At 64.8% G+C, this 13,868-nt stretch carries 16 protein-coding genes, 1 tRNA gene and 1 pseudogene; 5 read left to right on the forward strand and 13 right to left on the reverse strand.

What is annotated here, in order from left to right:
* Positions 1 to 35: 35 nt before the first annotated feature.
* Positions 36 to 686, reverse strand: coding sequence for a TetR/AcrR family transcriptional regulator (locus ACRVY7_RS02255; RefSeq protein ID WP_431815837.1), 651 nt, complete (start codon positions 684 to 686; stop codon positions 36 to 38).
* Between the two features lie 86 nt (positions 687 to 772).
* Here ACRVY7_RS02255 and ACRVY7_RS02260 point away from each other — a divergent pair, with 86 nt between their 5' ends.
* On the forward strand, positions 773 to 1,036 hold the full coding sequence (locus tag ACRVY7_RS02260) for a DUF1905 domain-containing protein (protein ID WP_005202521.1): 264 nt from the start codon (positions 773 to 775) through the stop codon (positions 1,034 to 1,036).
* 9 nt (positions 1,037 to 1,045) lie between these two features.
* On the opposite strand, the gene ACRVY7_RS02265 is transcribed toward ACRVY7_RS02260, so the two are convergent.
* Together ACRVY7_RS02265 and ACRVY7_RS02270 are read right to left on the reverse strand one after the other, a co-directional pair.
* Entirely contained in the window at positions 1,046 to 1,600 is a 555-nt protein-coding gene (locus ACRVY7_RS02265) for a hypothetical protein (RefSeq protein ID WP_431815838.1), read from the reverse strand.
* 60 nt (positions 1,601 to 1,660) lie between these two features.
* A complete protein-coding gene (locus ACRVY7_RS02270; RefSeq protein ID WP_431815839.1) occupies positions 1,661 to 2,377 on the reverse strand; it encodes an SDR family oxidoreductase in 717 nt (238 codons plus the stop codon).
* 86 nt (positions 2,378 to 2,463) lie between these two features.
* On the opposite strand from ACRVY7_RS02270, the gene ACRVY7_RS02275 reads away from it, so the two are divergent.
* Complete coding sequence (locus ACRVY7_RS02275; RefSeq protein ID WP_431815840.1) at positions 2,464 to 3,042, forward strand: TetR/AcrR family transcriptional regulator; 579 nt, start codon at positions 2,464 to 2,466, stop codon at positions 3,040 to 3,042.
* Between the two features lie 48 nt (positions 3,043 to 3,090).
* Here ACRVY7_RS02275 and ACRVY7_RS02280 read toward each other — a convergent pair whose 3' ends face one another.
* Positions 3,091 to 3,480, reverse strand: coding sequence for a hypothetical protein (locus ACRVY7_RS02280; RefSeq protein ID WP_064864736.1), 390 nt, complete (start codon positions 3,478 to 3,480; stop codon positions 3,091 to 3,093).
* Positions 3,481 to 3,908: 428 nt separating this feature from the next.
* Positions 3,909 to 4,358 carry a hypothetical protein gene (locus tag ACRVY7_RS02285; RefSeq protein WP_064864734.1) on the reverse strand — a complete coding sequence of 150 codons (450 nt, stop codon included), beginning with the start codon at positions 4,356 to 4,358 and terminating at the stop codon, positions 3,909 to 3,911.
* A 384-nt stretch (positions 4,359 to 4,742) separates the two neighbouring features.
* On the opposite strand from ACRVY7_RS02285, the gene ACRVY7_RS02290 reads away from it, so the two are divergent.
* The gene (locus ACRVY7_RS02290; protein ID WP_431815841.1) at positions 4,743 to 5,471 is read left to right on the forward strand and encodes a hypothetical protein; all 729 of its coding nucleotides are present in this window, start codon (positions 4,743 to 4,745) and stop codon (positions 5,469 to 5,471) included.
* A 532-nt stretch (positions 5,472 to 6,003) separates the two neighbouring features.
* Here the strand turns inward: ACRVY7_RS02290 and ACRVY7_RS02295 are convergent.
* Together ACRVY7_RS02295 and ACRVY7_RS02300 are read right to left on the reverse strand one after the other, a co-directional pair.
* On the reverse strand, positions 6,004 to 6,132 hold the full coding sequence (locus tag ACRVY7_RS02295; RefSeq protein ID WP_269447019.1) for a hypothetical protein: 129 nt from the start codon (positions 6,130 to 6,132) through the stop codon (positions 6,004 to 6,006).
* A gap of 98 nt (positions 6,133 to 6,230) precedes the next feature.
* Positions 6,231 to 7,049, reverse strand: a complete 819-nt coding sequence (locus ACRVY7_RS02300) for a hypothetical protein (RefSeq protein ID WP_431816410.1) — start codon at positions 7,047 to 7,049, stop codon at positions 6,231 to 6,233.
* A gap of 106 nt (positions 7,050 to 7,155) precedes the next feature.
* Between ACRVY7_RS02300 and ACRVY7_RS02305 the strand changes: the two are divergent.
* Positions 7,156 to 7,382: pseudogene (locus tag ACRVY7_RS02305) on the forward strand (tyrosine-type recombinase/integrase); the annotation flags it as partial.
* A 63-nt stretch (positions 7,383 to 7,445) separates the two neighbouring features.
* On the opposite strand, the gene ACRVY7_RS02310 reads toward ACRVY7_RS02305, so the two are convergent.
* A tRNA-Ala gene (locus ACRVY7_RS02310) sits at positions 7,446 to 7,518 on the reverse strand.
* A 119-nt stretch (positions 7,519 to 7,637) separates the two neighbouring features.
* Between ACRVY7_RS02310 and ACRVY7_RS02315 the strand changes: the two genes are divergently transcribed.
* Positions 7,638 to 8,420 (forward strand): polysaccharide deacetylase family protein, encoded by a 783-nt coding sequence (locus tag ACRVY7_RS02315; RefSeq protein ID WP_431815842.1) that lies wholly within the window; start codon positions 7,638 to 7,640, stop codon positions 8,418 to 8,420.
* Here the strand turns inward: ACRVY7_RS02315 and sepX are convergent.
* The 5 genes from sepX to ACRVY7_RS02340 form a co-directional block, all read right to left on the reverse strand.
* Positions 8,377 to 9,765, reverse strand: a complete 1,389-nt coding sequence (sepX, locus tag ACRVY7_RS02320) for a divisome protein SepX/GlpR (RefSeq protein WP_431815843.1) — start codon at positions 9,763 to 9,765, stop codon at positions 8,377 to 8,379. The two genes, ACRVY7_RS02315 and sepX, sit on opposite strands and share 44 nt — an antisense overlap.
* A 161-nt stretch (positions 9,766 to 9,926) precedes the next feature.
* Positions 9,927 to 10,598, reverse strand: a complete 672-nt coding sequence (locus ACRVY7_RS02325; protein ID WP_431815844.1) for an SIMPL domain-containing protein — start codon at positions 10,596 to 10,598, stop codon at positions 9,927 to 9,929.
* A 48-nt stretch (positions 10,599 to 10,646) separates the two neighbouring features.
* Complete coding sequence (locus tag ACRVY7_RS02330) at positions 10,647 to 11,309, reverse strand: GNAT family N-acetyltransferase (RefSeq protein WP_049697927.1); 663 nt, start codon at positions 11,307 to 11,309, stop codon at positions 10,647 to 10,649.
* 87 nt (positions 11,310 to 11,396) lie between these two features.
* The gene (gene glp / locus ACRVY7_RS02335; protein ID WP_049697926.1) at positions 11,397 to 12,710 is read right to left on the reverse strand and encodes a molybdotransferase-like divisome protein Glp; all 1,314 of its coding nucleotides are present in this window, start codon (positions 12,708 to 12,710) and stop codon (positions 11,397 to 11,399) included.
* A 126-nt stretch (positions 12,711 to 12,836) separates the two neighbouring features.
* Positions 12,837 to 13,793 carry a UTP--glucose-1-phosphate uridylyltransferase gene (locus ACRVY7_RS02340; RefSeq protein ID WP_431815845.1) on the reverse strand — a complete coding sequence of 319 codons (957 nt, stop codon included), beginning with the start codon at positions 13,791 to 13,793 and terminating at the stop codon, positions 12,837 to 12,839.
* Positions 13,794 to 13,868 lie beyond the last annotated feature (75 nt).

Consider the following 13,868-nt stretch of genomic DNA (forward strand, 5'->3'; position numbering starts at 1 on the left):
CAAGCGTGTTGTCACGAGGCATGCCGCGCGTAAGCTCAGGCGCCATAGGCGGCGACGAATGCTGCTGCCGCCGCGGCGGAAAGTCGTTGACGCTCAGCGCTATCGGGCAGGTCGTCGGGCATGAACTGGGCTCGATCCAGCGCGGGCCCAAGCGCCAGATAGGCGAAATGCGCTGCAGCAAGACGACTCTCGTTGACGACGAGCAGCCCTGCGTCGATATACGGCTGCAGACATTGCGCCACGACTTCAACGCCCTGCCCCGGCCCGTAGTCGTAGTAGCTGCGGGCGAGGTCGGGAAAGGCGTCCGCTTCGGCGATGATCAGTCGACGCAGAGATAGCACCCGCGGGTTCAGCACCGCGTCGAGATAGACGAGCGCGACCTTGCGGAGCCGCATCTCGAGCGCTCTCGACGATGTCGCGGCCGAATCGCCGAATGCCGATGTGAGCGTGGATATCACCGCCTCGGAGTTCGACGCCACACCTTCCACGATGTCCCGGAACAGACGCTCCTTGTCGGTGAACTGCTTGTAGACGGTTTGCTTCGACACACCCGCCCGCGTCGCCACCTCGTCCATGCTCGTTCCGCGAAAACCGTTCCGCAGGAAGAGTTCCGTCGCGGCGTCGAGAATCGCCTGGCGTTTGCGCTCGGTCCGTCCCGGCGTCGGCTCGTCGAGTTCCTCGCTCATCGTGCGTCAGCCAATCGTCGGAGTACTGGACAGTCTAGTTCCATCCAACCTATCATCGGGTTCACCCAGCGACCCCGAGGAGCGCCATGACCACCTTCCGTACCGTGCTCGAAGCCACGGGCGGCAAGAACGTCGGGATCGTCGTCGACGAGGACGTCGTGCTCGCCTTCGGTCGTGGGAAGCGCGTGCCCGTCATCGTCACCATCGACGGTGATTACACCTACCGCACCACCATCGGCGTGATGGGTGGGCGCTATCTCGTGTCGTTCAATGCCGAAACGCGGAAGAAGACGGGACGAGGCGCGGGCGACGAGGTCGAGGTGGAGCTCGTCGTCGACCCAGACCGGTAGGAGCACCGCTCAGCCGAGCGCCATCCGTAGATCCCACAGCGGCGCATGGGGTTCCATCTGCCACTGGCGTACGGCGTTGAGGCGGATGATCCGCGTGGTGCCCAGAATCAGCAGCGCAGCGAGGGGCAGTTCGGCGAGGAACGCGGTGAGTAGCGAGACCCACCGGTCGCCCGGGGCCGCGGTCATGATGTCGAACCAGGCGTCGCAGATGAGCAGGATTCCGGTGGTGAATCCCGCGAGGACCAGCAGTTGGCGACGCAGGAACGCCAGCACCGCCGTCGCGGTCATCATGGTGACGAGCAGAACGTCGAAGCCAATCCAGGTGACCGACCAGTTGTGGGCGACGTAGTCGACCGGCAGGGTTAGCCCGAGAAAGACGATCCACGGGATGAGCGCAGTCGCGCCGATCGCCATCACGCCGATGCGCACACGCCGAATCCTGCTGCGCACAACCGGACTCGGCGCTATCCCGTCGAGCGGCCGGGACAGACGGGCAATCAGATCCCGACGCTGCTGCGTAGTCAGTGCTGCGATCTCGGCGTCGGACAGGATGTCATGGCTCATGACGATCACCTCTCGGAGCGGACGATTCCGTCTTACCCGCTCGGGAGCTTCGTCTGCCAATTACGCACCCGTTGCGCCGAAGAGTTGCTCGTAGCGTTGCTTCGGCTCGAGCGTGAGGCCGGACTTCACAAGCTTCGCCCAGTCATCCGCCAATACTTCCTGCTCCCCCGACTCGATGGCGTCGAGCCCGGCATTCGCCAGTTCGGCGGGTGAAAGCTTGGGTGCGTCCATGCCCTGCGACATGTCGGTGTCGACCAAACCCATGTGGACGGCCGTGACCTGCGTACCCTGCGCGGCCAACTCGAGTCGGGTGCTGTCGGTGAGCATCCACGCCGCTGCTTTCGACGCGGCGTACGCGCCGGCGCCGGGTGCGGTAAACCACGACAACGCAGACACGACGTTGAGGATTGCTCCCCCACCATTCGACTCGAGGATCGGCGCGAAAGCACGGGTCAGAAGCAGCGGCCCGTAGAAGTTGGTGTCCATCTCGCGACGGATCGCCGCCTCGTCCCCGGACACCAGCGGGGTTCCCGTGGAGATACCCGCATTGTTGATCAGCAGATCGACGTCGGTCGCCGTCGCGGCAGCAGCGGCGATGTCGTCGGGATTGGTGACATCGAGCGAGATCGCCTCGACGCCGTCCGCGTGGATGGTGCCGGCGTCGCGAGCCGCCGCGTAGATCTTCGACGCCCCGCGGTGCTTGAGTTGTTCGACGAACGCCGCTCCGATTCCCCTGTTTGCGCCGGTGACGAGCACAACCGCACCCTCGATGTTCATGATGATTCCATTCTGTATCGATCGCTAGCTTATTGACTCAGCCACCGTAACACATTCTGTAACGGTCACTATGTTATTGTTGGCCCGTGGCTGGCCGACCTCGAAGTTTCGATCGCGACGCCGCCCTGCTGGCGGCCGTCGAGGAGTTCTGGCGTTCGGGGTACGACGGCTCCTCGATCGCGCGGCTCACCGCCGCCATGGGCATCACGGCACCGAGCCTCTACGCGGCCTTCGGCGACAAACAGCACCTGTTCGACGAGGCGTCGGCGCTCTACTTCGACCGCGCAATCGCAGCGGTCGACGACGCAACCGCGCTGCCGACCGTCGAGCAGGCGATCGCCCGAGTACTCGACGACACCGCGCACGCGCACACCGGCCCCACGACACCGCCCGGCTGCCTGATGCTCACCGAACCGCGCCTGGGTGCACAGCGGGAAGCCTTGCGGGCGCGTCTACAGGCCCGACTCGACCAGGGCATGCGCGACGGAGACCTCGCGGACACGGTCAACAGCAATCAGTTCGCGGAGTTCCTCGTCGCCGTTCTTCGCGGAATGTCGGGATGCGCGCGCGACGGCGGCTCGACGCAAGACCTCTTGAACATCGCCGACACCGCGATGACGGCGCTAGGGGCGGTGAGCGCAGGGGCGCAGGCTAAGCACTCCTGAATGCCGAGATGGCATCCGCTCCAAGTACTTACGTCAAGCTTCACCGCGTCACTGGCATGTCGGGCTGGTCGCAGCCCATTCGGCGAGGTTGGGGTCGTTACACATCGCTTCGTCGGTGTCCCCGACAGGCGCGTCGGTGTCGATCAGTCCGTCGCCGTCCTTATCCCATTCAGGAGGGAGATCGTTCCCAGTTGCGGCTGGTGCTTCGGTCTCCGGGACGATGGTCTCCGGGACGATTTCGGGGGCGGCAGTGTCGGGTGGCGGCGCTACGTCGGTGGTGGTCGTGGTCGTGGTCGCAACAGGCGTACTCGGGGCCGCGGAGATGCTCGGCGTCGACGATGACGACGATGTGACGGTCTTATCCTCCGCCGGGGTGGCGCACGCGGCGACCGCAAACATGAGGGTCGCGGCGGAGAGGACGGCTGGCAGGCGTTTCATGACCTCGGAGGATACTTGCCCGCGGTATCGCAACCACGTGCTTCGCGCCATATCGGGTGCGAGCCTTGAGATTCAAAACCCACTGTTGCCTCGACCCTTTTGGTGGTCGACAGCACGACCTGCACACCCCAAAGCCGCTGTGCCGCAAGGTCAACCGGGCTGGCAGCGAGTAGGGAACTCGCCGGAGCCGTTGGTCTGCGCGAGTTCGACCTTCGCCCAGTCCTCGGGTCGCAACACCACCGCGTTCGGGACGTGTCCCCGCAGTTCGAGCTTGGTGATGCCGTTGCGAACCCGTGGTCAGAATGTCGGTTGCGAACGCCTCGCCTCGCCTCGGTGAGCACGCCCGAAGTCGACAGGATGCCGTGCAGGTGTGCGTCGGCGGTTCTGTCACCATTCAGGACCTCGTTTTCGAGTTCCTGGTACAGGCCTTAGGTCAACTCGTTCGCGAGGAACCGCGAAACGGTCAAGACGTCCTGCAACAGGTACTTGTCCACCGGGTCCGACAGGTGCGCGATAACCGCCTTCTCGCCGTCGACTCCGCCGTCCTTGACCGCCTTCTTCGCGAGCCGGTTGGCCATCGACTTGGCGGCGCGACGCGAGAAGAAGTCGGACTGATCGCCGAGCGCGGAATCGTCGCCCTGCGAGCCGTCCGTCATTTCGATCCCGCCACTGGGGCGGACCTCGGCGAACTTCGCCGCAAGCTGTGCGTCCTTGCGGGCGGCGTCGATCTTGCGATCCAGTTCGCCGATCTGGTCCTCGACCGACTTGAGGTGTGCGCGGTCGTCGGCGCTGAGTGCCTGGTCGGCCGACTTACGGGCGTCGATCAGACTCTTGGCCGAGCGCAGCAGCTCTGCGCGTTGGTTCAGCCACTTGTCCATGAGAGATTCCTTCGTTGAATGCGCGGGGACACCGCGCGATGAGATGCCCGCAGAGCAGGCGGTTCAACGGGCGTCGTGAAAGGTCACGGACCACGAAGGCCGGTGTCGCATTCAACTCCGGTGCACGGAACCACACGACGGGCCGAAACTTGGGCGCTGGCGTGACCGCTGCGTGGGGCGCTACACCCCCAGGAAACCAGGTCGCGGGGAGACACCGGAAGATTACTGCGTTCGGGTGACGGCACCGGAGTGTCTGACGCCGCGGCTACTATCCATCACATGACGACGTGGCAACCTCTGTCCCAGCGAACGGAAGGGCTTCAGCCGGACGGCCCTTACGAGGGAGTTCCCAACCATTTGGTCGCTCCGCTCGCAAGGTGGTACGTGGACGCAAGCAAAGACCGCGACGGGCGATGGGTCAACGGACTGCAGAATAAGATGGCGAACTTGCTGCGCGTCGCCGTTAGTGAAAGCTGGCATAACGGGGACGTGTCGACCCACTTGCTATATGTCGTTAAGAAGGATCGCGACAAATTCTTGGATCTTGTCGACTGTAGGTTGCATCTTGGCGGTTACACACGATCTTTCATACTGCAGGAGGCTCTGACGTCAGGGGGCTCGGTGTGGAAGGTGAACGAAGACAGCACAGGGCTTGAGCGGCGCGCGAGCGAGGAGCTGAGTGAGACTGTCCAGGCCGCGACGTCTCCGAGTGACGAGGCAAGCAACCAACTGCGTGAGGCGTGGTCGAACGCTTATGGGCGTAGCGGTGACCCGTCCGACGCTTGGGACCACGCGATCAAAGCCGTTGAGGCGCTGTTGTGTCCGGCCGTAGTGCCAAATAAGGCGAAACCGACGCTCGGCGATGTTCTCGGCACGTTGCGTGGCAACAACGGCAATAAGTGGCGCGGGAGTCTTCCCGGCAAAGATAAGGATCACCCGGTCACACCTGTCGTCGGTGCGCTGGAACTGTTGTGGCCAAACCCCGATCGACACGGCGAGCCAAACCCGCGCCCACCGAGCGCGGAAGAAGCGCGATCAGTCGTCGCCTTGGCCGCAGCGTTGATCCAGGCACACCGCGAGACGCCGATTGTCTTTAAAAAGTCCGCAGAATGAAGTTATCCGAAAGGGAAAGAAGTTCCCATGACTTACTCCGACCTTAACTCCGCAAGCAATCACCTTCGAACTTCGCTACGAATCCTGGCGAATTATCAAGGAGCGATTGAGGACCTAAATCACCTGAATGGATACCTGAACGATTACCTTGGGAGTAAGATCAGCTCCGCTGCGGAACGACTCGATCCATCCAGCAGCTCTTACGATCCCACTGAGGCTCGGTATGTGCTGCTGTTCATACCAGATACCTCGGAAGTGGTCGATCTTCTAGCGAAATCGTTCGTAAACCGGAATATCGCAGCACAGTGGGTTCGCGCCGCAAACGAAGCAGCGTGGTTCATCTGGATAGCGTCTGGTCAAACTTCCGCCCCCGTCTGAGCCGGAGGGAGGGACCCCGTACCTTGCGGATGGGTTCTCGACTCAATGACTGTCACAGCGCTGACCTCCCCCGTTCCGGAGTACCCGTCCGACCGTCTCGCTTGGCTTCCGTCAAACTGACAGACCCTGGCGGGCAGCGGGAGGCCATCCGCACTCACGCGGTTGCCCCGCGAACCTTCTGCGGCCGCGGCAGGGTTGCCGTCGCCACGGCGTAACGGTCGCGCTGCTGCAGCTCCATGAGTCGAGCAAGCGCTGCGCGGGTGTGGGGTGAAGGCTCGGTCATAGTCCACCGCGTCGTCGCCTGAACGGGCGTGCAGCAGTTCGTCGGTGAGCCGGTACAGCACACCCCTATGGTGTCCCCGTACGCGTGGTAGATCCCCGCTACCGGGTCGCCACCAGCCCCACCTTCTCGTCGGGCTTCTGGGCGGTCCCGGTCAGCACTAGCCGCCAGGACCCGTGCATCGCCGGTTCCTCGTTCGCGATCCCTGCCTCGACAAGCACGTCGGCGACGTCGGCACGCTTGTTCAGCGCGCGCCGCAGCTCCTGCCGCTTCATCACGCTGGTTCGCAGCAGCTCCCGTCGCCCCGCTGTCACGGCCCGTTCGATTCGTTCGTCTTCCTTGGTCAGGTTGTCTTCCTCTTCTGGTGTCCTCTGCTTCCTGACCGGCCCTGTCCGACTGTCCTGTCCGTCCGCCCCAAGGGGTGCGGACAGGACGGACAGTCTGCCGGGAGTGGGGCTGTCCGCTGTCCGGGACAGCTGTCCGGACAGTCTGGACAGTTCGTCACGGTTCCTCGATCTCCTTCTTGACTGTGCGAACGAGATCGGCGAGCACGTCGTTGCCCAGCGAGACCCCGTTCTCCTTCGCCCACTTGCGCGCGGTCTCGCGTCCGGGACTCTGCCGGTCTCGGTGTGCTGCTGGTGCGGCCACGTCGCCACGGTGTCGGCGTGCTGTTGGCGGGCAGTGGCGCGGTCTTCCATCGGTGCGACCGACGTGTGCGGGCTGTCGGTGGGCACCGCGACGAGTGTCCGCAGCTGGCGCGGGTCACTCACGTTCGGCATCCAGTCGGCCGGGATTTCGACCGGCACCATGTCGAACGACTTCGGCCCCGGAATCTCGGCGTCCTTGTGCTTGTCCACCATGACGGTCGCGCCGAGCGATTTGCCGGTGGCGTCCATCGACAGACCGGTCCGTTCGAGCACCAGGTCCGACCAGACTGCACCCGGCCACGCAGTCGTGCCGCGCTGCGAGAAGGCAATCGAGCGCCTATGCAAGCTCGACAAGGAGGGTCGAGCGACGACGAGTTTCCCGCAGGTCTCGCCGCACGATCTGCGGCACAGGGCCGCGTCACTAGCGATTTCGGCGGGTGCGAACGTGAAGGCGGTGCAGACCATGCTCGGGCACGCGTCGGCCGCGATGACCCTGGACACCTACGCCGATCTGTTCCCGGACGACCAGTCGTCGCCGACGCGCTGGACCGCCAGCGGGCACAGGCGCTGGAAGCATGTGCCCTCGCTGTGCCTTCCGGCTCCTGACGCCGATACGACGAAACCCCCTCGCTCCTGCTCCATCGCAGGCGAGAGGGGGTCTCGTGGTAGTGGAGCTAGGGAGAATCGAACTCCCGACCTACTCGATGCGAACGAGTCGCGCTACCAACTGCGCCATAGCCCCGGGTGACCACTGCGTGATCAGCCGTAGGTCACTCTAGCAGCCATCTCGCGCGTGATCACAAACGCCTCGTCGTCGTGGCGACAAGCCGGACGTCGACGCCGCTCCGATACGCTCGGCACGTGGCCACAATGTCCGATAAAGAGCTCGCAACCGCCCTCGACCGCGCGGTCGCCATCATCAACCCGATCCTCGACGCACTCGCGTCGTCGGATCCGCTGGGAATCAAGGCAAGCACGTTCGACGACGACTCCGAGGATCGTTCTCGCCTCGACAAGCTCCGACACATCGTCGCCCACGGGTTCGACGTAGCCGATTGGCCGGGCACGCATGGCTGGTCGGAGCTGTCGCTCAAGGATCGCGCCAAGTGGTGGGTCAACCGAATCGGCGCCCTCAACACCATTGCCGTCTCCTACCCCGGCGTCTTCGGCGCATGGGCCAAAGCTCTGCCGCTCACCAGCGCGCTCGGCTACGCCAATCAGGCCATCGTGCTCGTCGCCATCGCACGTGAGTACGGGGTCACCGATCGCAATGATCAAGTGCGACTGCTTGCTTCGGTACTCAGCGATCGAGAACTGAGTTCCGACGCCGCGTCGAACACCGATCCTTTCGACGACACGTCGTCAGGAAAGAAGCGTCGCGGATGGTCGGTGATCGGTGGGCTCTGGGAGGTGGCTCAGATCCTGCGCAAGGTCAACGACGAACTCGATCGTCGCCCCGGCCCGCCCAAGCTTCTCGGAATGCTCGGCTACATACCGGTTGTCGGTGCTCCGGTGACGTATGTCGGTGAGCGCGTTGCGCTTTGCCACGCTGCCACGGACGCAAGCAAGTGGATCAAAAACCACCCGGAGGCGATCACCGTCAGCCGGCAGCAGCCCGACGGAAGTCCTCGTCCTCACGCATGACACGACGCCGCTGGAACGGCGGGATGTGATCGAAAATCGGGTCCTCGTCGTCGATTTCGACGACGACAGCTCCGCCGGGCCTGCGCATCTGAGGCGCGGGCTCGACCACCGGGACGAACTGCGGCGCAGCCATCTCGCGACGTCGACGCTCCTCGTCCTGGCGACGCTGCCGCGCCACACGGGCCGCCCGCTGCGCGCGTAGCCGCTGCTCGTTGCGGACCGCGCTACGCAGGTATGCCAGGTAAGCAAAGAGCATCACGGCGGTGATCCCGGTAGCGATCCAACCGATGAGCCCCAGGAACGCTCCGAGCGCGATCGAAATGACCACGAACGTCAGCAGCGCGATGGCCACACGCTGACGCTCGCGGTAGCGAATCTTCCTGTCCCGCTCGTCAAATGACGTACCCGAACGTCGTGCATCGCGGGTGCGTCCGCGGTCGACGACGGTCGTGGGCTCGGCTTGTGCTGCGGCGGAACGCTTGTCGCGCGGCACAGGGTTCTCGTAGCCGTCGACCTCGTCGAGGTAGTCGTCCTCAGCGTCTACGTCGTCTGCTTCGTACTCATCCTCGACGTCGTACTCGTCGTCCTCGTACTCGTCTTCAACGTAGTAGTCGTCGTCCGAGCCGTCGTCTTCTACGTCGTAATCGTCCTCGTACTCGTCGTCCTCGTACTCATCGTCGAGGTCGTCGTCGTATTCGAGATCGTCGTCGTATTCGGCTTCGTCCTCGACGTCCTCGACGTCCGAATCATCCTCGAGCTCAGCATCTTCGGTCTCAGCGCTCTCAGCCTCAGCATCCTCGACCTCGGCGTCGACAACATCCGAAGCGTCCGCGGAGTCGTCGACCTCGTCAGCCTCAGTCTCGTCAGCATCGACGAGTTCGCCTGTGAGCGTGACGTTGTCGTCACCCGACTCAACGTCGTCGGCGTCGGCGTCGAGATCATCAGCGTCGAGATCCGCCTCGACGTCCGAATCCGCTTTGGGCGCCTGCACCTTCGCTCCCGTTGCGCGCTTGGTGCTGGTCTTCTTCTGTGACGGCGGAGCGTCGTCGGCGTCGGATTCGGTCGACACCTCTTCGTCGGACTCGGTCTTGTCGAGAACCGCTGTCGCAGAGCTGCTTGTGGAACGCGACGACCGCCGCGACGTCCACGACGGGTCGTGCGGATGCGCGCCCGCCGAGCGTCGAGCAGTCGACGTGGGGGTCTTGGTGCCGCCGCGATGAAGGAGGCGCGTCATGCGCGCGGCTTCGGTCGACTTGCGCATCTGAGGTCGGCCCTTGATGACCATGGGAACGAGGACGAAGAGCCACACCACGACGAGGCAGACCCACAGCACGGAGTTCGGCATTCGACCTCTCCCTTCAATCACTCTGGTTACACCGGACCACCCAATAATCTAGGTGCGACCATTGCGCGAACTGCGCAGACGCGCCGAGCCCCCGCGAGATTGGAGTGATTCATATGGCTTTCTCAGCGACTTCGCGCGGTGCCCGGGTTCGCAAACGGCCACTAGCTCGCGACGAAGCGCGCGTCCACCGAGACGTCGATATCGATGTCCTCGGGCCGCAACTCCAACGTCGGTGCGTCAGCGGGCGCGCCCGCGAATGTCACCCGAGCCATCCGTTCGGATCCACTCGACAGCATGTCCGGGTCGGCGAGCTGAACAGCCCGCACCTCGCCCCGACCCACCGCGTCGGCGTAGGCCTGCGCCTTCGCCACCGCGTCGTCGACCGCGCGACGTCGAAGTTCCCTCTCATGCTCGGCTCGCCCCTCGCGGGTGACATCCCAGCGCACGCCGCCGACGTCGACCCCCTCGACCGTCGCCCACGCGTCGATGAACGCATTGAGCTCGTCGAAGTCGACGAACTCGGTCGTCACGCGAATCTTCGTGACGTACAGCAGTTCTCGTGGCTTGCCCTTGGCATCGACCGGTCGATACGACCACACGTGCACCGACTCGCTGTGCCACGTCGACACCGCATTCCGTTCCTCGAGCGAGTTCAGCGACTCGACGATCCGCCCCTGCACCCCGACCGCGTCGGTGTACACCGCCTCGCGGTTCGAGCCCGAGAAGTCGATGCTGAGCGAGAGCAGCGCGCGCTCGGGCGGGTAACTGTCGCGCGCGTGTCCGCGCACCACGATCTCGAGCAACTCCGATGCGCTATGCGATGACTCAGCCATGCCGCAACCCTACGCAGAAGGACAGGTCGCCCAGACAAACAACCAGAACTAGCCCTGCAAGAAGTTCGCCCGGCCCGACCGCACCAGTCGCTCGACCGCGCCTTCGGGAACCTCCTCGGCAGTCAGGGCGAACAGGTTGTGGTCGCGCCAACGCTTGTTGACGTCCATATAGCGTTCGAGGAGACCTTCATGCCGGAATCCGAGTTTGGTCAGCACCGCCTGCGACGCGCCGTTCGACGGCTGAACCGTAGCCTCGAGGCGATGTAACCCCACCGGACCGAAGCAATGGTCGACGCCCAAAGCGACTGCGGCAGTGGCGATTCCCTGACCGAAGTGCGCCTGGTCGATCCAGTACCCGATCCACGCGGTCCGCACGGCCCCACGTTGGATGTTCCCGACGGTGAGCTGGCCGACGTATGCGCCGTCGAGTTCGATGACGAACGGCAGGATGGTTCCGCGCTTGGCCTCGGACTTGAGAATCGCGTACAGCGGCGGCCACGACGCCGGCTGATGCCGGTCGGCCCAACTGCCGACGCCGGTCGGCTCCCACGGCAGCAGCGAGTTCTGGTTGCGGATGCGAAGGTCGCTCCAACTCTTGGCATCACGAACCCGCACCGGACGCACGGTCACCGCTCCACCACGAGAAAGCAATGGTCCCAACGTCGCCGGCCACCCGGGACTGGCCGGAACACCGCTCAACCATCTGAACACGCCAGTGAGTCTATTCGGTGAACGTCGTGGTGTGACCGGCTCGCGCACACGCGCCAATCACACAGAATCGACGCACCCCGAACGCACTCATCCGCGCTGAGCGAGGAAGGCGACCTCGACCTCGTCGCCCGTGCCCAACTCCTCGACGTCGGGCTCGACGATGATCAGGCAGTTCGCGTCGGCGAGCTCTGCCAGCAGATGCGACGATCCGGTCGGCGACGCCCCGAGCACCTGCACCAGGTACTCCCCCGACTTCTCGTCGCGCATCAACTGGCCACGCAGATATCCCTTGCGACCCGCGACGGACACGATCGGCCCGATCGTCCGTGCGGTGATCACCCGTCGCATCGGCTGCCGCTTGCCCAGCGCGATCCGGATCAACGGCCGCACCATGACCTCGAAGGTGACGAGCGCGCTCACCGGATTGGCCGGCAACAGGAACGTCGGCACCTCGTCGCGGCCGAGTCGGCCGAAGCCCTGCACCGAGCCCGGATGCATCGCGACCCGCGCGATCTCGAGGTCGCCGAGGTCGGCCAGTGCGTCGGCGATCGCCCGCGACGCCGTTCCACCCACCGCTCCGCAGATCACGACGATCTCGGATCGAATGAGTTGCGCCTCAACCACTTCGCGCAGACGCGACGACTCGCGCTCGGCGAGTCCGACCCTGTTCACGTCCGCACCAGCATCACGTGCGGCGGCGGCGAGGGAGTAGCTGTTCACGTCGTAGATCTGGCCGGGGCCAGGAGTGCGGTCGATGTCGACGAGTTCGCTGCCCACCGAGATCACCGAGAGCCGCGGTTTGGGGTGCACCAGCACGCGCGACTGACCGACCGCGGCGAGCAATCCGACCTGCGCCGGGCCGATGATCGATCCGGCACGAACCGCGACGTCGCCGGGCTGTACGTCGTCGCCGACTCGTCGAACGTAATCACCACTGTCGACGCCGTGCCCGACCTTGACCTTCTGATCGCCGCCGTCGGTCCAGCGGAGGGGCACCACGGCGTCGGCGAGCGTCGGCATCGGGGCGCCAGTCTCGACGCGTACCGCCTGCCGCGGCTGAAGCCTGGTCGGGGTACGCGCACCCGGCGCGACCTCGCCGACCACGGGAAGCGACACGATCATCGGCTCGCCGGGCTCGAGATCGACCAGTTCGGCACCGCCGGCGTCGAATTCCTCGAACTCGTCGGGATCGCTCGGTGCCGACGCTCCGGCGAGCGCAACGTCGACTGCCCGCACGGCGTAGCCGTCGATCGCAGCCTGGTCGAAACCGGGCATTGGTCGCTCGGTGACGACCTCCTCGGCGCACATCAAACCCTGCGCCTCGGAAATTGCCACCCGTACCGGCCGCGGAGCCACCGCCGCAGCGGTCACCAGCGTCAGATGATCTTCGACGGACCGCATCTCACCTCATCGCCTCGCCGGACACACGTCAGGCAATGACGTTAGCGGCCGTGCCCGCGTCTGCGACGCAGGCGCGCTGAGGCAACGTCGAGTCGGACCGCGAAGTCGAGTCGAACGCGCCGCCGTTCAGTCCACCGACAGTCTGCCCACGAGCCATTCGCGAAGGTCGGGTCCGTAGTCGTCGCGGTCGAGAGCGAAATCGACAGCCGCCTTCAAATAGCCACCGGGGTTGCCCAGGTCGTGTCGGGTGCCCTTGTGTACGACGACGTGCACCGGTTCGCCCTCTTCGATCAGCAGCGCGATGGCATCGGTGAGCTGCAGCTCGCCGCCTGCACCCGGCTTGATGCGGCGCAGAGCGTCGAAGATCTTGCGGTCGAGGATGTAGCGTCCGGCGGCCGCGAGATTCGACGGGGCGTCCTTCGGCTCCGGCTTCTCGACCATGCCTTTGAGCTTCATCACATTGGGGTTGTTGGCGTCGGGCAACGCCTCGACGTCGAACACGCCGTAGGCGCTGATCCGGTCTTCCGGCACCTCGATCGCGCACAGCACCGAACCACCGCGACGCTGACGCGTGCGGGCCATCACCTCGAGAACGCCGCCCGGCAGGACGAGATCGTCGGGAAGGAGTACCGCGATGGCGTCTTCATCGTCGTCGAGATACGGCTCGACGCACCCGACCGCGTGCCCGAGACCGAGGGGCTTCTCCTGGATGACCGATGCGACCTCGAGCAGCGACGGCGCCTTGCGCACCTTGGCGAGCATCGCCGCCTTGCCCCGTGTGGCCAGCGTGTTCTCGAGGACAAGGTCTTCGACGAAGTGCGCGACGACTCCGTCTTTGCCCGGCGACGTGATGATCAGGAGACGCTCAGCGCCCGCCGACTTCGCCTCTTCTGCCACGAGCTCGATGCCGGGTGTGTCGACGACGGGCAGCAGCTCTTTGGGGACGGTCTTGGTCGCGGGCAGGAATCTCGTTCCCAAGCCTGCCGCGGGCACGACCGCGGTTCGCGGGATAGGCGGGGTGTTCGGTACAGACGAGTACTCGCTGAATTCGTCGGTGCTCGCCTTGCTCACGCTGGACGTCATACCGACACCCTAATGTCGGAGTCTGACGGCGTCCTTGTGAAGAGTTGCGGATCACCCGACTGACGGACGCGCGCG

Source organism: Gordonia jacobaea, assembly GCF_965344965.1.
GTDB classification, from domain to species: Bacteria; Actinomycetota; Actinomycetes; order Mycobacteriales; family Mycobacteriaceae; genus Gordonia; species Gordonia jacobaea.